Raw genomic sequence first — 17,613 nt, 5'->3', positions numbered from 1 at the left:
GATCATGTATTCGGTCAACTACCACCGTCCGGCCTCCGTCGCCGAAGCCGCCAAGCTGGCGCGGGACGATGCCAAGCTGCTTTCCGGCGGCATGACCCTGATCCCGGCCATGAAGACGCGGCTTGCCGCGCCCTCGGACGTTATCGACATCTCCCGCATCGCGGCGCTGAAAGGCATCAAGGTGACGGGCAAGGCCGTCACCATCGGGGCGGCGACCACGCATGCCGAGGTCGCCACCGACGATAAGCTGAAAAAGGCCTGTCCGGCGCTGGCGCATCTGGCCTCGATGATCGGCGACCCCGCCGTTCGCCACAAGGGCACCCTCGGCGGCTCCATCGCCAACAACGATCCGGCCGCCGACTATCCGGCCGCGATGCTGGCGCTTGGCGCCACCATCGTCACCAACAAGCGCGAGATCGCCGCCGAGACGTTCTTCAAGGGCCTGTTCGAAACGGCGTTGAAGGACGGCGAGATCATCACCGCCGTCACCTTCACGGCACCGGCCAAGGCAGGATATGCGAAATTCCGCAATCCGGCCTCGCGCTATGCCATGGTCGGCGTATTCGTGGCCAGGGGCAAGGCCAACGGCAAGGAGGAGGTGCGGGTGGGCGTGACCGGTGCCGGCGATGACGGCGTTTTCCGTTCCCGCCCGCTCGAGGCCGCGCTGGCCAAGTCGTTCGATGCGGCGGCGCTGGAGGGCGTTACCGTGCCGGACAAGGGGCTGATGAGCGACATGCACGCTTCCCCGCAATATCGCGCCAATCTGGTCGTCGTCATGGCAAAGCGGGCGGTGGCGGCGGCCAACGCCTGACCGCTTCGACCGGCTTTACCGCCTGTTCCAACCCGCCACCTGCAAGGGTGGCGGGTTTTCCATTTGTCTCGTGGCCTACGATGCCGGCGGAACCAAGTGGGAGGGTTCACATTCTTGGGAAGGCGGGAGGTCTCTCTTTTCATGAGGACAAGCGATGAAAACTCTGGCGGACCTGTTCGAGCACACGCTCAAGGATGTCTACTATGCGGAGAATGCGCTGACCAAGGCGCTGCCGAAAGTCTCCAAGGCCGTGAAAAATCCGGATCTGAAGAAGGCGGTCGACGGCCACCTCAAGGAAACCAAAGGGCAGATCGAGACGCTGAAAAAGGTGTTCGGGACCATCGGGGTCAAACCCGAGGGTGAGAAATGCGATGCCATTGAAGGGCTTATCAAGGAAAGCGAAGGCCTGATGGAAGAGGCGACAGGCACGGCCCTGGATGCCGGGCTGCTTTCAGCCGCGCAGGCCGTGGAGCACTACGAGATTTCGCGCTACGGTTCGCTGCGCGAATGGGCCAAGGTGCTCGGCAACACCGAGGCGCATAATCTGCTGACCGAAATCCTCGATCAGGAAAAGGCCGCCAACAACAAGCTCACCAATCTGGCTGTGTCCTCGCTGAACAAGAAGAAGTAGGCCGGGGCGGACCTTTTGCCGCTTCCGCGCCGGGCCTTGCCGCGGATTTCCGGATGATCCTATCGCCAGGACCGGCCGTCATCGCCGGTCTGGCACCCATAGGGCGGCAGCACATTGCCGAAGGTGGCGTGCAGCCGGTCGCAGCCCCATTTGTTGATCGGCCCCGGCATGCGGCTGTTCAGCTCGATCCCCACCTCGTCATAGGGGCTTTCGGTGTTGGTGACATAGCCATGCCACCTCCAGCCCACGACGACGATGGCTGCAACGACGGTGATCAGGACGATCTGGACAAGCTTCTGCACGCTGGGCGACTCCACACCAAAGGCAATCCCGGAAAAGCGGAAACCGCTTTCCCCGGGGAATTGCAGGAAAACAAGGAGATAGAGCACTTCTGCGATTCGCGGGAAAAACAGAAGCGATCTCTTGGGGTGGTCGCGCTTACATCAGCGACGCTTTTGTCGTCAAACCCGGGCCTGCCCCTACGCCAGGTAACGCTTGAACCATTCGATGGTACGGTCCCAGGCCAACTTGGCCGCCGCTTCGTCATAGCGGGGCGTCGAGTCGTTGTGGAAGCCGTGATTGACGCCGGGGTAGACATGGGCCTCGTAGGTTTTGCCGTTTTCCTTCAGCGCTGCCTCATAGGCCGGCCAGCCTTCGTTGATGCCGGTGTCCAGCTCCGCGTAGTGGATCAGAAGCGGCGCCTGGATGCGCGGCACGTCTTCCACCCTGGGCTGCCGGCCGTAGAACGGCACGGCGGCGGCAAGTTCCGGATAGGCCACCGCAGCCGCATTGGACACGCCGCCGCCATAGCAGAAGCCGGTGATGCCGATCTTGTCGGTTGTCGCGTCATGCTTCGTCAGGAACTCGATCGCCGCAAAGAAATCGTTCATCAGCTTTTCGGGATCGACCTGCTGCTGCAATTCGCGGCCCTTTTCGTCATTGCCGGGATAGCCGCCCACGGATGTCAGTCCGTCGGGCGCGAGCGCGACGAAGCCGGCCTTGGCGACGCGCCGCGCGACGTCCTCGATATAGGGGTTCAGTCCGCGGTTCTCGTGAACGACGACCACGCCGGCAACCGGCCCGGAGGCGGCGGCCGGGCGAACCAGATAGCCGCGCACCTCGCCATTGCCGTTGGGGGAGGGGTAGGTGATGTATTCGGGCAGGATATCGGGATCGGTGAACTCGACCTGCTGGGCAAGCGCGTAGTCCGGGCTCAGCGAGGCCAGGATGGCAGCGGCCGTCACGCCACCGACCGCGAATTTGCTGGCACGGTCGAGGAACTCACGCTTGGTGATCCTGCCATGCGCGTAATAGTCGTAAAGTTCGAGCAGTTCCTGCGGGAAATCCTTCGCTGTGAGGCGGGTCATTGACTGTTCCTCCACGTTGCGGCGACGGGCCAGTATAGGCAGGCCGATCGCAACCGGCCGTTCACAAATACGTTGATGCCGGGAGCGGAAATGAACAGCGACCGGTTTTCTCGCCCACGCCATGCGCATAGACTGCAGGGTGCGGGCGCGCGAAATCGCGGGAAAGGCACGGCATGGCAGGCGAGGCGGCACAACATGGCGTAGACCTTGTCCCGGTCGTGGTGCTGCTTGCAGCCGCAGTGGTTTCCGTTCCGCTGTTCAGGCGCGTCGGGCTCGATTCGGTGCTGGGCTATCTTGCCGCCGGCCTGGCCATCGGCCCCTTCGGCCTCGGCCTGTTCAGCGATCCGGCTGCGATCATCAATGTCGCCGAACTCGGCGTGGTGATGTTTCTGTTCATCATCGGGCTGGAAATGCAGCCATCGCGCCTGTGGAGCCTGCGCGGGGAAATCCTCGGGCTCGGTGCGCTTCAGGTCGGCTGTTGCGGGCTGCTGCTCACCGGCGTCGGCATGCTGCTGGGCTATTCCGCCCCGGTGGCCTTCGTCTTCGGCATGGGCTTCGTGCTGACCTCCACGGCAATCGTCTTCCAGTTGCTCAACGAGCGCGGCGAGCTTTCGACGCCGAAGGGGCAGCGCATCGTGTCCATCCTGCTGCTGGAAGACCTTGCCATCGTGCCGCTTCTGGCCTTCGTCGCCTTCATCGCTCCCGGCGCCGCCGACACGGGCACCCAATCCCGCTGGCTGTCCGTGGCGATTGCGCTCGGCTCGGTTGCCGGTCTCGTGCTGGTCGGGCGCTTCCTGCTCAACCCGCTGTTTCGGGTGCTGGCCCGGGCCGGCGCGCGCGAGGTGATGACGGCGGCCGCGCTGCTGGTCGTGCTCGGTTCGGCGCTGGCCATGCAGCTTGGCGGCCTGTCCATGGCCATGGGGGCGTTCCTCGCCGGGGTGCTGCTGTCGGAATCGTCGTTCCGCCATCAACTCGAGGCCGATATCGAACCCTTTCGCGGCATATTGCTGGGCTTGTTCTTTCTTGGCGTCGGCATGTCATTGGACCTCGATGTCATCGCCCGCAATGTCGGCCTTGTCGCGGTGGCCGTGCGGCGTTCATGGTGGTCAAGGGGCTCGGCATCTACGCTGTCGCGCGCCTGCTGAGGACGCCCCATGCGGAGGCGCTGGAGCGGGCCGTGCTGATGGCGCAGGGCGGTGAATTCGCCTTCGTGCTCTATGCCACGGCGGCGAGCGTGGGCCTGATCGACGGCGCGGTGAACGCGGTTTTCACCTCCACCGTCATCATATCGATGGTGCTGACGCCCTTCGCCATGATGGTGCTGAAGCGGCTGACGCCGCCGTCCCCGCAGTCGCTGGACGGCGTGGAGGTCGCCCGCGACCTTAAGGGCAGCGTGCTGGTCATCGGTTTCGGCCGCTTCGGCCAGATCGTCAGCCAGCCGCTGCTGTTGCGCGGCGAGGACGTGTCGATCATCGACAACGATGTCGACATGATCCGCGCCGCCGCCGATTTCGGCTTCAAGGTCTATTATGGCGACGGCACGCGGCTGGACATATTGCATGCCGCCGGGGCGGAGCATGCCAAGGCGATCCTGGTCTGCATCGACAAGCCGGATGCCGCCATGCGCATCGTCGAGCACGTCAAGGCGGAGTTTCCGCTAACGCCGCTTCTGGTGCGCGCGGCAGACCGCAGCGTGGCGATCGATCTCATGAAGGCCGGCGTCGACTACCAGATCCGCGAAACGCTGGAATCGGCCTTGCTGTTCGGGCGTGCCACGCTGGACCGTCTCGGTATTCCGCAAGAGGAGGCTGAGGAACTGATGGACGAGGTGCGCCGCCGCGACATCGAGCGGCTCGACCTGCAGGTCGTTGGGGGCTTCTATGCCGGCAAGCAGTTGCTCAAGGGCACGCAACCCATGCCCGTGCCGCTTGCGCCGCCCCGACAGGAGGGCCGTGCCGGAAACGAGGCGGCGGCCGCGGCCATCGGTAAGGGCGCGACTGAGCCGGAAGGGGCTTGAAGCGTGTCGCGATCTTCCAAATTCGCTCCTTGCGCCTCAAGTCTTTGTTTTTGCGTATGACATTGTCCCGAAAGCGGTTTTCCCTTTCGGACGGCATGCTTCAGATTTCCGGGCGGTCCGGCGCCTGCCGCTCAATGAGACGAATGCCGGGCGTGCAGATCGTACCAGCCGTCCGGAACCGGGAGCCCCCGGAGCTTCCTCAGGCCGCGAAACATTTTCACGACAGGTCGCGGCGTGCTGGACATGGCTGAATAGGTTTCGAACTCCCTGCGCAGGCGACGCGCCGTGCTGGCGGCGTGGTCGACCCTCATCCACTCGCCTGGCGTTTCCTCCCCGAAGGGACCGCTTGCCTCGCGCACATGCTTGTAGGTGGTGGCGCTGCCCTCGCGGTTCAGGATCGATCCGTTCAGGTGATCGAGACGCGCCTGATCCACGAATTTGAAGGTGTCATAGCCCATATCCTGGAACAGGGTCAGCTCTTCGGACCACCTGTCGGCGGGGCTGCTCACGGAGGATTCGATCGAGATATATTTGGGGCGGCAAGCAGAGCGGGAAAGCGAACGCAAACAGGACAGGTCCATGCCTTCGACATCGATCTTTATGTAGTAGGGGTCCGGAAACCTGCTGACGACGTCCTCCATCGTTATGCACGGGACCTGGATGACCTGGGATGCGGTGTGACCATCCCTTGCATTGCGCTTCACGAAGGCGGGATCGATCGAACCCCAGACGGAATTTTGGTCGTTTATATAAAAATCAACGACTCCGGGCTCTTCCGCGATCGCCTTGTCAATGATGACGAGGTTTCCCGTCGATATATATGAGGAAAATTTGGTCCTGAGTTCGGCAACAAGCGTCGGGTTTGCCTCGACCCCTATCACCTTGTGTCCGCGCTCAAGATAAAAACCGGTGTCCTCGCCCTTGTGCATGCCGACATCGATTATGAGTTTGCTTGCCATGTGATGCACCTTTGTGAAGATCGACGCGGTCAATGTCGGCGTGCATTGCGAGGCAGACGTCTCCAGCCCTTGGCGATCATGCTAGGCTATTTCGCAGGCGAGTGAAATTACTTGGACCTACGCCAATATGGCGAGGGGGTGCAGCATATGGGGACGGGTCGACCTCATCCGGGTGAGGGCCAGACCGTTCAGCGGGGCGAACACGGGTGCTCGCATGCTGATGAGGCTGGCGTGTCCCTGGCCGAACAGCACGTGCCTTGTCGGTTGACTTTTGCCGGTAAACTCATCCAACGGCATGAAGCGGTTGGATGGTGGGCGATGCAGGGATTGAACCTGCGACCCCACCCGTGTGAAGGGTGTGCTCTCCCGCTGAGCTAATCGCCCGCTCGTTGCCTTGTCGGCCAAGCGCGCCGCGATATAAGGGGCGGCGTCCCTTCCTGTCAACCACCCCGCGGCCGCCTTCGCACAAACATTTCGATCACGCGAAGGCGGACTGCCGCGTGCCGGCTTCAGAGCGCGGCGGCGCTCATCAGGTCGCGGGCCAGGTCGAGGGTGATCTCGTCGAAATGGGAGACGATCACCGACGGGTCGAATTCGCGCACATGCCGGTCGGTATAGCCGAAGTCCACCGCCACCACCGGGATGCCGGCCGCCTTGGCGGTGTCGATGTCGGTGCGGGAATCGCCCACCATCAGCGCATGGCGCGGATCGCCGCCGGCGCGCAGGATGGTTTCGGTGAGATGGCGCGGATCGGGCTTGCGGAAGGGGAAGGTATCCTGGCCGCAATTGGCCGCGAAATGCCGGCTCAACCCCAGCGACTCGATCAGAGCCAGCGAGTTCGCCTCATACTTGTTGGTGCAGATCGCCAGCAGATAGCCGTCCCGCTCGAAGCGGGCGATGGCATCGGCCACGCCGGGGAATGGCTGCGACCTTCCGGGGATGTTGTCGGTGTAGTGTTCGAGGAACACGCCCAGCAGCCGGTCATGCTCCTCGACGGGCAGGGGCCTGTTCTGGGCCGCGAAGGCGCGCTCGATCATCACCCGCCCGCCATTGCCGACGAAGCGCCGGAAAGCAGCCTCGTCCACGGCGGCAAGCTCTCCGACCGCCAGTGTGTGGTTCAGGCTGTCCATGAGGTCGGGCGCGGTGTCGACCAATGTGCCGTCAAGGTCGAATACGATGGTGGGTCTGGACATGGTTTTCCCTGCTTTTTCATGCAGGCGATAGCCCGCAAGGCCTGCACATGCAAGCGCGCCCTCTGTCACGGGCTCGCGGCCGCGCGCATCGATACGAAGCTTTGACCGGAACGACAAAAATGCTAGGAGCCGGCATCGCGAAAAAGGGCAGGCACCGTATGGACCAGAAGCAGTTGAAGATCGAGGCGGCGCGCGAGGCGCTCGGCTATGTCGAAAACGGCATGCGGCTGGGCATCGGCACCGGCTCGACCGCCGAGGAATTCGTGCGCCTGCTGGCGGAGAAAGTGGCTGCCGGCCTCGACGTCGTTGGCGTGCCGACCTCGGAGCGTACGGCGGCGCTGTGCGGCGAGCTCGGCGTTCCGCTTTCCACGCTGGAGGAGACGCCGGAACTCGACCTCACCATCGACGGCGCCGACGAGATCGATTCGGAGCTGACCCTGGTCAAGGGCGGGGGCGGCGCGCTGCTGCGTGAAAAGATCGTGGCGGCCGCTTCGGCGCGCATGGTCGTCATCGCCGACAAGTCGAAGCTGGTCGAAACGCTGGGCCGCTTCCCGTTGCCGATCGAGGTCAACCGCTTCGGCCTGCGTGCCACCGAACTCGCCATTGCCGCCGCCGCGAAGAAGCTCGGCCTGTCGGGCGAAATCAAATTGCGGATGACGGGTTCACAGCCATTTGTTACAGACGGCGACCATTTCATCCTGGATGCATCTTTTGGCCGCATTCCGGATACAAGAGCGCTATCGAATGCTTTGCACGCCATTCCGGGTGTGGTGGAGCACGGTCTTTTCATCGGGCTGGCGTCTGCGGCGATTGTCGCCGGCAGCGGCGGCATCGAGACAATCCACGCTGTCCGGTAAATCAGGGAGCCCTGCCGATCATGAAATTTCAGAACCGGATTCGTCGCCTTGCGACCGCGCTTGCGGCGACCGCCGTGCTGAGCCTGGCCATGCCGGCCTTCGCACAGGACATTTCCGAGAGCCATTTGAAGGCGGCGCGCGATGCGGTGGACGCGATTGGCGCGACCGATTCCTTCGATGGCATCCTGCCGCAGGCCGCCGCCGCGTTGCAGGCAAGCCTGATCCAGAAGAATCCCGATCTCCAGGAACTCATCAGCAGCACGGTTTCGAGCAAGGCCCTGGCGATGGCCTCGCGCCGCGCCGATCTGGAGCGTGAAGCCGCCACCGCCTATGCCAAGGTGTTTTCCGAGGAAGACCTGACGGCAATCGCCGCTTTCTACAATTCGGCCGCAGGCAAGAAGCTGCTCGAGAGCGGCCCGATCGTCTCGCGCGAACTGGTTCGCGCCGCCGAGATCTGGCAGAACGGCATTGCCCGCGACCTCGCCCAGCAAGTCGGTGAGGTCTTGCAGTCCGCCCCGGGCGCTCAGGTGCAGCCGGCAGACGGGACGGAGGCTCCGGCCGCGGGGCAGGCCCCCGCGAGCGGCAACTGATCCGACCGGTCCACGCGCCGCCGAAACGACAATGCAGAAAGCCCGGCTTGTGCCGGGCTTTTCTTTTTGGCCTGTGCGTCTTACCTGTCGGGCATTCTTTCCGCTCAAGGGATTCCTCACATGGCCGCTTACGATTACGACCTCTTCGTCATTGGTGGCGGTTCGGGCGGCGTACGGGCGGCACGGGTGGCGGCCGCACTCGGCAAGCGCGTGGCCATAGCCGAGGAATATCGATTCGGCGGCACCTGCGTCATTCGCGGCTGCGTGCCGAAGAAGCTGTTTGTCTACGCTTCGCAATATAGCGAGCATTTCGAGGACGCCGCCGGCTATGGCTGGAGCGTTCCGCCGGTCAGCTTCGACTGGCAGACGCTGCTTGCCAACAAGGATCGCGAGATTGCCCGCCTTGAAGGTATTTATCGCAGGAACGTGGGGGGGGCCGGCGCCACGATCTTCGATACGCGCGCCGAGCTGGTCGATCGCCACACGGTGCGGCTGGCGGGCGAGGGGCGCACGATCACTGCGGATCAGATCCTGATCGCCACCGGTGGGCGTCCAGCACCCCATCCGGCGCTTCCGGGCCATGAGCACTGCATTACCTCCAACGAGGCGTTTCATCTGGAGACCCTGCCGAAATCCATCATGATCGGCGGCGGCGGCTATATCGCGGTCGAATTCGCCAACATCTTCCATGGTCTGGGCGTCGAGACGACGCTGGTCTATCGCGGCATGGAAATCCTCAATCGCTTCGATATGGACCTGCGCACCGGCCTGCACGAGGCGATGGCCAACAAGGGCATCGAGATCGTCTGTCACGCCGTGGCAGAAGAGGTCGTGCGCCGTGACGACGGCCGCCTCGACGTGCGGCTGAACAATGGCGAGACGCGCACCGTCGACCAGTTCATGCTCGCCATGGGGCGCTCGCCCAACACCGAAGGGCTGGGGCTCGGGGCCGCAGGCGTTGAAACCTCGGTGACCGGCGCCATTGTGGTCGACCGCTATTCGCGCACCAATGTCGACAACATCTGGGCCATCGGCGACGTGGCCGACCGGGTGCAGCTCACGCCCGTGGCGATCCACGAGGCGATGTGCTTCGTGGAGACGGCATTCAAGGACAATCCGACCGCGCCGGACCATGACCTCATCGCCACCGCCGTCTTCTCGCAGCCGGAGATCGGCACGGTCGGCCTGTCCGAACATGAGGCGGCGAAGAAATTCGAGGAACTGGAAGTCTATCGCGCCTCGTTCCGGCCCATGCGCAACACGCTTTCCGGCCGCGACGAGAAGATGCTGATGAAGCTGGTGGTCGACGCTGCCTCGCGCAAGGTGGTCGGCGCCCACATCATGGGGCCGGATGCCGGCGAGATGGCGCAACTGCTCGGCATTTCGCTGAAGGCGGGGGTCACCAAGGACGATTTCGACCGCACCATGGCGGTCCATCCGACCGCGGCCGAGGAATTCGTCACCATGTACAAGCCGAGCTACCGGGTGAAGAAAGGCGAGCGGATCGACTGATCCGCCCGCCCGTGACCTGGCTTAAAGAATGGTGCCGGTGAGCACCATGGCCGCCACGGTGAAGTAAATGGCAAGGCCGGTCACGTCGACCAGCGTGGCCACGAAAGGCGCCGAGGCGCTGGCGGGATCGAAGCCGATGCGCTTCAGCACGAAGGGCAGCATCGAGCCGGTCAGCGAGCCGAAGGTGACGATGCCGACCAATGCGAGGCCCACCGTAAGCGCGATCAGGTGCCAGTAGGGGCCATAATCGTAGAGGCCGAGATACTGCCACAGCACGATGCGGGCCATGCCGACCGTGCCGAGCATCGCGCCCAGCACGACGCCGCTCGGCAACTCGCGCATGGCCACCCGCCACCAGTCCGCCAGCGTCAGCTCGCGCAGGGCAAGCGCGCGGATCACCAGCGAGGTGGCCTGCGAACCGGAATTGCCGCCCGAGCTCATGATGAGCGGGATGAACAGGGTGAGCACGATGGCCTTTTCCAGCTCGACCTCATAATGCTGCATGACGCTCGCCGTCAGCATTTCGCTGAGGAACAGGGCGCACAGCCAGCCGCCGCGCTTGCCGATCATGGAGAGGAAGCCCATCTTCATGTAGGGCTCGTCCAGCGCCTCCATGCCGCCGAAACGGTGCACGTCCTCGGTGTTTTCCTCGATCATCGTGTCCAGCACGTCGTCCACCGTGACGATGCCGAGAATCTTGTCCTCGTCCACCACCGGCACCGCCAGCAGGTCGTATTTGCGGATGAGCTGCGCGACCTGCTCGACATCCATCAGCGGGGGCACCGTGACCGGCGTGGTGTCGGCCGCGATGGAGCCGATCTTTTCGTCCGGCTGGCTGATGATCAGCCTTCTCAGGCCGAAGGCGTGCAGCAGGTGATGCGTATCGGGATCGACCACATAGATGGCGTAGACCGTTTCGCGGGTACGCTCCACCTGGCGGATATAGTCCAGCGTGCGCGCGACCGTCCAGTCGGGCGGCACGCAGACATATTCCGTGGTCATGATCGAGCCTGCGCTGCCTTCCGGATAGCCCAGGATCGACAGCAGCGAATGCCGCAGCGGCGGCGCCAGCGCATGCAGGAGTTCCGAGCGGGCAGGCTCCGTGAGCTCGCGCAGCACATCGGCGGCACGGTCCGCCGACATTTCCGCAAGCAGCTTGCCGGCGCGATCGCGGGGCAGGGCCGCGATCAGCTCGGGGGCGCCGTCGAGCTCGGGCTGGTCGAATATCTCGACGGCCCGTTCGAACGGCACCTGGGCCAGCAGTTCGGAGGCGAGTTCGCGGGGCTCGCTGTTCAGCGCCTCGACGATGTCGGCGACGTGATCATTGGCGAGGACACGGGCGATTGCGATGGCATCGCCGTTCGCAACGGGCGAAAACTTGTTCATGGGCTCACTCCTTGCCGTCGGCCGGAGGCGAGCCCGAAAGGGTCACGTCAGGCAGACGGCGATTTTATTCGACTGTGACTGTCGCCAGACATGGCGGGTTGACCTTTCCACTCGCAGGTTTGGTTGAAGGCTGCGAGCGGCCGCAACATAGGAGGGTTGCCGGGCAAGTCAACCGGGAAGGCGAGCCTGACCCTCGTTGCGGGTGACGGCCCGCAGGCGGCGGGGGATGCGCAGCCAGCCTTCCGCAAGCGCCGATGGCTGGGTGAGGATTTCGGTGATCTCGGCCGGCAGGCTGGGCGCGAGCGGCTCCTTGGTGGCCACGCCGTCGGCGATGGTCAGCACGCTGTGATAGAACTCCTCGCCTGAAGCCGAACGCGGCGGCACCGCTTCGTGCATGACGCTGATGACGGTGACGCCGGGGCAATTGTCCTTGATGGCCTGGTGGAAGGCGATCTTGCTTTCGGGGTCGAGCGCGCCGGTCGCCTCGTCGAGGAACAGCAGGCCGGGCTTGTGCAGCAGGATACGGGCGACGACCAGCTTCTGCTTCTGGCCGCCGGACAGGAGTTGGTCCCAGCTCTTTCCGGCCTTTGCCTCGTCCGCCAGATGCTCGATGAATTCGCCCAGTCCCGCCTTGTGCAGCGCTGCCGCCACCGCGGCGTCATGGTGGTTCTCCGGTCCCTGAGGCAGGCAGACCAGTTCCTTGAGCGTGACCGGAGGCAGCTTCACTTCCTGTGCCGCGTAGAAAGTCGTGACCCCCTGCGGGAAGGCGATGGTGCCGCCGCCATAGGGCCACAAGCCGTTGAGCGCCTTGATCAGCGAGGTCTTGCCGCAACCGGATTCGCCCTTGAGGAAGGTCCACTCGCCACGGCGGAAGCCCAGCCGGTCGCAGACCAGGAACGGTTCGCTGCCGTGGCCCTGATGGTTGAGGCGCAAATTCTGCACGCTGAGGCCGAAAACCGGGTTCTGGGTGGTGTAGCGGAAGTCGCTGTCGCCGGTGCGCCGGTAGAACTCCACCGGCTTCTGCACGTTCTCGATGGCTCGCGCCAGGTCGATGACGCGGCGGCTGTTGGCGCGCAGCGTGGCGATGGCGGGCATGACGTGAATGAACCAGGAGCACTGGCTGATCAGTGAATTGACCAGTTCGGCTCCGGTTATGTAGCCCTTCAGGTCGATGCGGTTATGGACGAAGGGCAGCAGGCCCGGCGCATAGGCGACGACGCGCGCACCGACGAAGTTGTAGATGCGCTCGAACGAGCCGTAGCCTGCATTCACCCAGATCAGCCGGCTCCATGTGCGGTCGATCTCGGTGTAGAGCCGCTCGTGCATGGTCCTTTGCACGGCTTCGCCACGGGCAGAAGCAACGTGGAAGCTGCGCCGCAGCAGCGTCGAAAGCTCGCCGCGATAGCTGCCCTCCGCCTTCTGCATCCTGATCGAAAGCCGCTCCAGCATGCCGCCGAGCTTGACGGCGATCCATGTGTTCACCGGGACATAGGCGGCAACGGCGACAAGGGCGAAGACGACGCTGCCATATTCGCCCAGGAACTCGAAGCCGCGCACTTCCGTGGAGGTTTCGAGCAGCTTCTGGCCGACGAAGAAGACGGAACTGGCCACCGCCATCACGCCCATGGCAAGGCCGATGGCGCCTCCGGTCATGCCCTTGATCGATTCCTGCACGCGCTGGTCGATGTTGTCGGGCGCGGTGTCGGCTCCATGCTGGGCGTGGAAGTGGGTGTGGTTGGCATCCAGCAGCGCATCGTTGAACCTGCCGTTCAGCCAGCCGCGCCAGCGCCGGTGGAGGGTCGCCGAAACGAAGCTCTTGGTTCCCGTGATGCCCGCGTCCTTGAAGATGACGAGCGCGACGAGGAAGGCAGCATGGCCGAGCAGGGTGCCGAGCGGCGCCTCGTTGGTGCTGCTGTGGAAATAGGCGATCGAGTTGATCAGTTCGCCGGAAGCCTCCGCGAACCAAACGCCGGCCTTGCTGGAAAGGGCGGTCAGGAAGGCCACCACCAGCGTCAGGCTCCAGGCTTCCTTCCACTTGTCGGAGAACCAGTAGGCCCGCATCAGGCTCCAGAACGAAAGCATCGCAGACACCGGCGTGCGGAGCGGCGGCGTTTTTCTTTCGCCGGTTCCTTTCGCCTCTGGGCGCGCTCTGCCGAGCCTCAACACGTTTCGCTTAAACCTCTCTTTCTCTGTTACAAATGGTAACACTCCTTGATCAGATTCAATGAAGATAATGGGCGTAGCCATGCGCCGACTGGCTGAAGTTGCCTCCGCGCAACAGCGCGCTATACGTGCAAAAGGCTGAGTGCGCCGGAAAAAGATCAACAAAATCAAATTGATTTGGAGATGTCTTGAATCGGCCTGATGGTTAACGCATGGTAAACTAGCCAAGTATCGGCAGCCGGCTATGCGCGACGGGGAAGGCCATTTCGAGCGTGACCGGCCCGTCATCGAGCAGGTTTTGACCCCGAATCGAATCACTTTGCGGTGGGGTCAGCCGTGAGCGGTGAGCCCGGCTCCGATGGTAGAGCAGACGTAAGGTAAATTGCGGACTGGCACAGATACGCCGCTTCATGTATGGAGCGACGTTTCCTATACTTATATAGGGGAGTGATGGGGCGCTGGCCCCGCAATAAAGAGTGGTTAAGACAATGACGAAGTGGTCCCCGAATTCTTGGAGAGCAAAGCCGATCCAGCAGGTTCCGGCTTATCCGGACACCGACGCCCTGAGGGCCGTCGAGGCCCAGCTTTCCAGCTTTCCGCCACTCGTTTTTGCAGGCGAGGCGCGCAAGCTGAAGAAGCAGCTTGCCAGCGTGGCTGCCGGTGACGCATTCCTCCTCCAGGGCGGCGATTGCGCCGAAAGCTTCGCGGAACATGGCGCGGACAACATCCGCGACTTCTTCCGCGTCTTCCTGCAGATGTCGGTCGTGCTGACCTTCGCCGGCTCGCAGCCGGTGGTGAAGGTCGGCCGTGTTGCCGGCCAGTTCGCCAAGCCCCGTTCTGCCGACAACGAGACGCGGGGCGAGGTGACGCTGCCGAGCTATCGCGGCGATATCATCAACGGCATCGATTTCGAGGCGGCCTCGCGCATTCCCGATCCGCGCCGGCAGGTCATGGCCTATCGCCAGTCGGCAGCGACGCTGAACCTGCTTCGCGCCTTCGCGCAGGGCGGCTATGCCAGCCTCGAGAACGTGCACCGCTGGATGCTGGGCTTCGTGGCCGACAGCCCGCAGGGCGAGAAGTATGAATCGCTCGCCCGGCGCATCACCGAGACGATGGACTTCATGAAGGCCGTCGGCATCACCTCGGAAACCAACTATGCGTTGCGGGAAACCGACTTCTACACCAGCCACGAGGCCCTGTTGCTCGGCTACGAGGAGGCGCTGACCCGCGTCGATTCCACCTCCGGCGACTGGTACGCGACCTCCGGCCACATGATCTGGATCGGCGACCGCACGCGCCAGCCCGATCATGCCCATGTCGAGTACTGCCGCGGCATCAAGAACCCGCTCGGCCTCAAATGCGGTCCGTCGATGACTGCGGACGGCCTCCTTGATCTGATCGACAGGCTGAACCCGGAGAACGAGCCGGGCCGCCTGACGCTGATCGCGCGTTTCGGTTCCGACAAGGCGGAAGAGCATCTGCCGAAGCTGGTGCGGGCGGTGAAGGCCGAAGGAAGGTCGGTGGTCTGGTCGTGCGATCCGATGCACGGCAACACCATCACCGCGGCCGGCTACAAGACGCGGCCCTTCGACCGGATCCTGAGGGAGGTGCAGACCTTCTTCGACGTGCATCGCGCCGAAGGCACCCATCCGGGCGGTATTCATGTCGAGATGACCGGCAAGAACGTCACCGAGTGCACCGGCGGCGCCCGCGCCATCACGGCCGAGGAGCTTCAGGACCGCTACCACACCCATTGCGATCCGCGCCTCAATGCCGACCAGGCCATCGAGCTTGCTTTCCTGGTCTCCGACCTGCTGCGCAAGAACAGCCCGGTCGTGGAGAAGCAGGCCGCAACCGCCTGACGGTATAGGACTTGAATGCGAAAGGCGCCCTCGTTGCAGGGCGCCTTTTTCGTTTCAGGGGTTGGGATGATGATTGAAAGCGGAGAGCTGGCCGGTCAGTCCTTCCGGTAGAGCAGCCATTTGTTGCCGCTCTGGCCGGCGATGGACGAGTGCTTCGTCACCCGATTGCGACCGGTGACCTTGGAGCGGTACAGTGCCCTGTCGGCCTTGCTGTAGAGGTCGCCGGAACTTTCCGCCTCGGCGGCCATGCAAATGCCCATGGAGATGGTGACCGGGCCGTATTCGGCACCGGTCGCCGGATCGGTGAACCGGGTCTGTTCGACCAGCCTGCGCAGCCGCTCGGCGATCTCCAGAGTGGTGTCTTCACTGGTGCCCTCGACGATCAGGGCGAATTCCTCGCCCCCGGTCCGGGCGACGAACACGCCCCGCCGCACGCTGGACTGCAATATGTTGGCGATCGTACGAATGATCCTGTCGCCGACCGGATGGCCGAAACGGTCGTTGACCTTCTTGAAGTTATCGATGTCGGCCAGGATCAGCGCATTGAACAATATGTCCTTGCGGCTGCTGTAGATGCGCGCGATTTCCTTGTCGAAGGCGCGGCGGTTGAGGATCTGGGTCAACGGATCGGTGTCGGCGAGCCGCTTGTACTCCTCCAGCTTGCACTTCACGGCCTCGAGTTCGGCGGACTTGTCGCTGAGCGTGCTTTCCACCTGCTTGCCGCGATCGATGCTCGAACTGGTCGCAGCGGCCACCGCCCCGACGATCTTCTGCAGCAGTTCGCGCGAGATGATCGAGCGGTTAGCCAACCCGTCCGACGTTTCGTTCAGGATGCGGCCGTATTTCTCCACCTGCGTGCGCTCGGTGCGCAGCAGCGAGGCGACGTCCTCCAGTTCCCGGGCCAGCACCTCGCGTGCCTGCTCGACGACGCTCTGGCCATGGTGATGGGTGAAGAAGCGCCTGCCGATGTCGTCCAGCTCCTGCTGGGTGGGATGGTTGCCGAGGGCGACGACCGCGAGGCCGAGAGCCGGATCGGTGCCGGTCATGGCTTCGTAGAAGATCTCGTAGTTACGCGGCAGGCCGATGACGCCCAGGCGGCGCATGGTGGCCAGCACCGCGCCTGCGATGTCCTTCTGGGGACTTTCCGGGGAGGCTGCTGCCGGCTGCATGGATGACACCCGTTCGACCCTTGTTCCGGCTTGCTTGGCAGGCGTTCGCCGGGTCGGGAGCATCCGGTGACCCAGATATGTAGCGAGGTTCCATGCCCCCATACGAGCCCCGCCGAAAAAGTCTTATTCGGTGTCGGCTAAAGCTTTATTAAAAACGTGCATATTGGAAGCCGCGAGCAGCGGGATATCGAGGAGGAAATCATGTCGAACGAGCGTCGGGGCGCCTGCCTGTGCGGCAAGGTGCGCTTCACCACGAGGGGAGAGCTGCGCAGCGTGGTCTATTGCCATTGCTCGCAATGTCGCCGGCAGACGGGCCACGTCCTGGCCGCAACCAACGTCTCCATGGCCGACATCGCCATCGAAGGGGAGGAAGCGCTTGTCTGGTATGCCGCCTCGGATTTTGCCCGGCGCGGCTTTTGCGGCACCTGCGGCTCGGTGATGTTCTGGAAGCATAACGATCTGGACGAGATCTCGGTGACCGCCGGCACCTTCGACACCCCGTCGGAACTGGTCGCGGAAAGCCATATCTTCGTGGCGGACAAGGGTGACTATTACGAGATCACCGACGGGTTGCCGCAGTTCGAGCAGTCTCCGCCCACCATCAAGGTTGCCGATTCCTGATCGCTGGTGGATAAGGCAGGCGTTCCATCGAACGGTCACAATCGTGCCGTTCCTCGCCCGCGACTTTCAGGAGACAATCAGGACATGAAGCGGCTGGTCGATGCGTTCTTCAACTCGGTCCGCGCTTTCCGCCGGCTGGCGGGCAGCGAGACAGCCTTCCAGCAGGAGCTGATCCTGCTGCTGATCTCCATTCCGGTGGGCTGGCTGGTGTCGTCGTCCTGGGCGGGTTACGCGCTGCTGATCGCCGCGGTGCTGTTCCTGATCCTCATCGAGGTGCTGAACACCGGCATCGAGGCGGCCTGCAATGCCGTGAGCCGTGAATTCAACGTCGACATCCAGCTTGCCAAGGATTGCGGCTCGCTGGCCGTGCTGATCGCCGTGGTGCTGGCGGGCGGCGTCTGGCTGGTCGCCATACTGGAGCGCCTGGTCGGCACGCCGGTATAGGCTGGCTGTTTCCTTCGGCGCGGACTCCCGC

15 protein-coding genes, 1 tRNA gene and 1 pseudogene are annotated in these 17,613 nt (G+C 63.6%); 9 read left to right on the top strand and 8 right to left on the bottom strand.

What is annotated here, in order from left to right; all coding sequences use genetic code 11:
- The first annotated feature begins 4 nt into the window (after positions 1–4).
- On the top strand, positions 5–811 hold the full coding sequence (locus ABID37_RS02755; protein ID WP_354192512.1) for an FAD binding domain-containing protein: 807 nt from the start codon (positions 5–7) through the stop codon (positions 809–811).
- A 154-nt stretch (positions 812–965) separates the two neighbouring features.
- On the top strand, positions 966–1,442 hold the full coding sequence (locus ABID37_RS02750; protein ID WP_354192511.1) for a YciE/YciF ferroxidase family protein: 477 nt from the start codon (positions 966–968) through the stop codon (positions 1,440–1,442).
- Between the two features lie 59 nt (positions 1,443–1,501).
- Here the strand turns inward: ABID37_RS02750 and ABID37_RS02745 are convergent, their stop codons facing one another.
- Both ABID37_RS02745 and yghX read right to left on the bottom strand, forming a co-directional pair.
- Complete coding sequence (locus ABID37_RS02745) at positions 1,502–1,744, bottom strand: hypothetical protein (protein ID WP_354192510.1); 243 nt, start codon at positions 1,742–1,744, stop codon at positions 1,502–1,504.
- A gap of 177 nt (positions 1,745–1,921) precedes the next feature.
- On the bottom strand, positions 1,922–2,809 hold the full coding sequence (gene yghX / locus ABID37_RS02740) for a YghX family hydrolase (protein ID WP_354192509.1): 888 nt from the start codon (positions 2,807–2,809) through the stop codon (positions 1,922–1,924).
- Between the two features lie 173 nt (positions 2,810–2,982).
- On the opposite strand from yghX, the pseudogene ABID37_RS02735 reads away from it, so the two are divergent.
- Positions 2,983–4,826 (top strand): annotated as a pseudogene (locus ABID37_RS02735) (monovalent cation:proton antiporter-2 (CPA2) family protein).
- A gap of 131 nt (positions 4,827–4,957) precedes the next feature.
- Here the strand turns inward: ABID37_RS02735 and ABID37_RS02730 are convergent.
- From ABID37_RS02730 to ABID37_RS02720, 3 genes are all read right to left on the bottom strand, one after another.
- On the bottom strand, positions 4,958–5,785 hold the full coding sequence (locus ABID37_RS02730) for an FkbM family methyltransferase (protein WP_354192508.1): 828 nt from the start codon (positions 5,783–5,785) through the stop codon (positions 4,958–4,960).
- Between the two features lie 309 nt (positions 5,786–6,094).
- A tRNA-Val gene (locus tag ABID37_RS02725) sits at positions 6,095–6,169 on the bottom strand.
- Between the two features lie 125 nt (positions 6,170–6,294).
- Positions 6,295–6,978, bottom strand: coding sequence for a phosphoglycolate phosphatase (locus tag ABID37_RS02720; RefSeq protein ID WP_354192507.1), 684 nt, complete (start codon positions 6,976–6,978; stop codon positions 6,295–6,297).
- Between the two features lie 158 nt (positions 6,979–7,136).
- Here ABID37_RS02720 and rpiA point away from each other — a divergent pair, with 158 nt between their 5' ends.
- The 3 genes from rpiA (at position 7,137) to gor (ending at position 9,937) form a co-directional block, all read left to right on the top strand.
- Positions 7,137–7,835 carry a ribose-5-phosphate isomerase RpiA gene (rpiA, locus tag ABID37_RS02715; protein WP_354192506.1) on the top strand — a complete coding sequence of 233 codons (699 nt, stop codon included), beginning with the start codon at positions 7,137–7,139 and terminating at the stop codon, positions 7,833–7,835.
- 20 nt (positions 7,836–7,855) lie between these two features.
- Positions 7,856–8,425: a DUF2059 domain-containing protein gene (locus ABID37_RS02710; protein WP_354192505.1), complete on the top strand. Its 570-nt coding sequence runs from the start codon at positions 7,856–7,858 to the stop codon at positions 8,423–8,425.
- Between the two features lie 120 nt (positions 8,426–8,545).
- Positions 8,546–9,937, top strand: a complete 1,392-nt coding sequence (gor, locus tag ABID37_RS02705; RefSeq protein ID WP_354192503.1) for a glutathione-disulfide reductase — start codon at positions 8,546–8,548, stop codon at positions 9,935–9,937.
- A gap of 21 nt (positions 9,938–9,958) precedes the next feature.
- On the opposite strand, the gene mgtE is transcribed toward gor, so the two are convergent.
- Together mgtE and ABID37_RS02695 are read right to left on the bottom strand one after the other, a co-directional pair.
- Entirely contained in the window at positions 9,959–11,323 is a 1,365-nt protein-coding gene (gene mgtE, locus ABID37_RS02700) for a magnesium transporter (protein ID WP_354192502.1), read from the bottom strand.
- Positions 11,324–11,491: 168 nt separating this feature from the next.
- Positions 11,492–13,405: an ABC transporter ATP-binding protein/permease gene (locus tag ABID37_RS02695; RefSeq protein WP_354192501.1), complete on the bottom strand. Its 1,914-nt coding sequence runs from the start codon at positions 13,403–13,405 to the stop codon at positions 11,492–11,494.
- Positions 13,406–13,974: 569 nt separating this feature from the next.
- On the opposite strand from ABID37_RS02695, the gene ABID37_RS02690 reads away from it, so the two are divergent.
- Entirely contained in the window at positions 13,975–15,348 is a 1,374-nt protein-coding gene (locus tag ABID37_RS02690; protein WP_354192499.1) for a class II 3-deoxy-7-phosphoheptulonate synthase, read from the top strand.
- A gap of 95 nt (positions 15,349–15,443) precedes the next feature.
- Here ABID37_RS02690 and ABID37_RS02685 read toward each other — a convergent pair whose 3' ends face one another.
- Positions 15,444–16,517 carry a GGDEF domain-containing protein gene (locus ABID37_RS02685; protein ID WP_354192498.1) on the bottom strand — a complete coding sequence of 358 codons (1,074 nt, stop codon included), beginning with the start codon at positions 16,515–16,517 and terminating at the stop codon, positions 15,444–15,446.
- Positions 16,518–16,718: 201 nt separating this feature from the next.
- Here ABID37_RS02685 and ABID37_RS02680 point away from each other — a divergent pair, with 201 nt between their 5' ends.
- Both ABID37_RS02680 and ABID37_RS02675 read left to right on the top strand, forming a co-directional pair.
- On the top strand, positions 16,719–17,138 hold the full coding sequence (locus ABID37_RS02680) for a GFA family protein (RefSeq protein ID WP_354192496.1): 420 nt from the start codon (positions 16,719–16,721) through the stop codon (positions 17,136–17,138).
- 84 nt (positions 17,139–17,222) lie between these two features.
- Entirely contained in the window at positions 17,223–17,582 is a 360-nt protein-coding gene (locus ABID37_RS02675; RefSeq protein ID WP_354192495.1) for a diacylglycerol kinase, read from the top strand.
- The last annotated feature ends 31 nt before the right edge of the window (positions 17,583–17,613 follow it).

Source organism: Aquamicrobium terrae, from assembly GCF_040545735.1.
Lineage (GTDB): Bacteria > Pseudomonadota > Alphaproteobacteria > Rhizobiales > Rhizobiaceae > Mesorhizobium > Mesorhizobium terrae_A.
The sequence above is the reverse complement of the archived record's forward strand: the minus strand, read 5'-3'. Positions and strand labels throughout refer to the sequence as shown.

Excerpts from the sequence above, each read along its gene's own strand:
- ABID37_RS02755 (WP_354192512.1), top strand. The coding sequence starts at position 5 with ATGTATTCGGTCAACTACCACCGTCCGGCCTCCGTCGCCGAAGCCGCC.
- ABID37_RS02750 (WP_354192511.1), top strand. The coding sequence starts at position 966 with ATGAAAACTCTGGCGGACCTGTTCGAGCACACGCTCAAGGATGTCTAC.
- yghX (WP_354192509.1), bottom strand. The coding sequence starts at position 2,809 with ATGACCCGCCTCACAGCGAAGGATTTCCCGCAGGAACTGCTCGAACTT.
- ABID37_RS02730 (WP_354192508.1), bottom strand. The coding sequence starts at position 5,785 with ATGGCAAGCAAACTCATAATCGATGTCGGCATGCACAAGGGCGAGGAC.
- ABID37_RS02720 (WP_354192507.1), bottom strand. The coding sequence starts at position 6,978 with ATGTCCAGACCCACCATCGTATTCGACCTTGACGGCACATTGGTCGAC.
- rpiA (WP_354192506.1), top strand. The coding sequence starts at position 7,137 with ATGGACCAGAAGCAGTTGAAGATCGAGGCGGCGCGCGAGGCGCTCGGC.
- ABID37_RS02710 (WP_354192505.1), top strand. The coding sequence starts at position 7,856 with ATGAAATTTCAGAACCGGATTCGTCGCCTTGCGACCGCGCTTGCGGCG.
- gor (WP_354192503.1), top strand. The coding sequence starts at position 8,546 with ATGGCCGCTTACGATTACGACCTCTTCGTCATTGGTGGCGGTTCGGGC.
- mgtE (WP_354192502.1), bottom strand. The coding sequence starts at position 11,323 with ATGAACAAGTTTTCGCCCGTTGCGAACGGCGATGCCATCGCAATCGCC.
- ABID37_RS02695 (WP_354192501.1), bottom strand. The coding sequence starts at position 13,405 with ATGCTTTCGTTCTGGAGCCTGATGCGGGCCTACTGGTTCTCCGACAAG.
- ABID37_RS02690 (WP_354192499.1), top strand. The coding sequence starts at position 13,975 with ATGACGAAGTGGTCCCCGAATTCTTGGAGAGCAAAGCCGATCCAGCAG.
- ABID37_RS02685 (WP_354192498.1), bottom strand. The coding sequence starts at position 16,517 with ATGCAGCCGGCAGCAGCCTCCCCGGAAAGTCCCCAGAAGGACATCGCA.
- ABID37_RS02680 (WP_354192496.1), top strand. The coding sequence starts at position 16,719 with ATGTCGAACGAGCGTCGGGGCGCCTGCCTGTGCGGCAAGGTGCGCTTC.
- ABID37_RS02675 (WP_354192495.1), top strand. The coding sequence starts at position 17,223 with ATGAAGCGGCTGGTCGATGCGTTCTTCAACTCGGTCCGCGCTTTCCGC.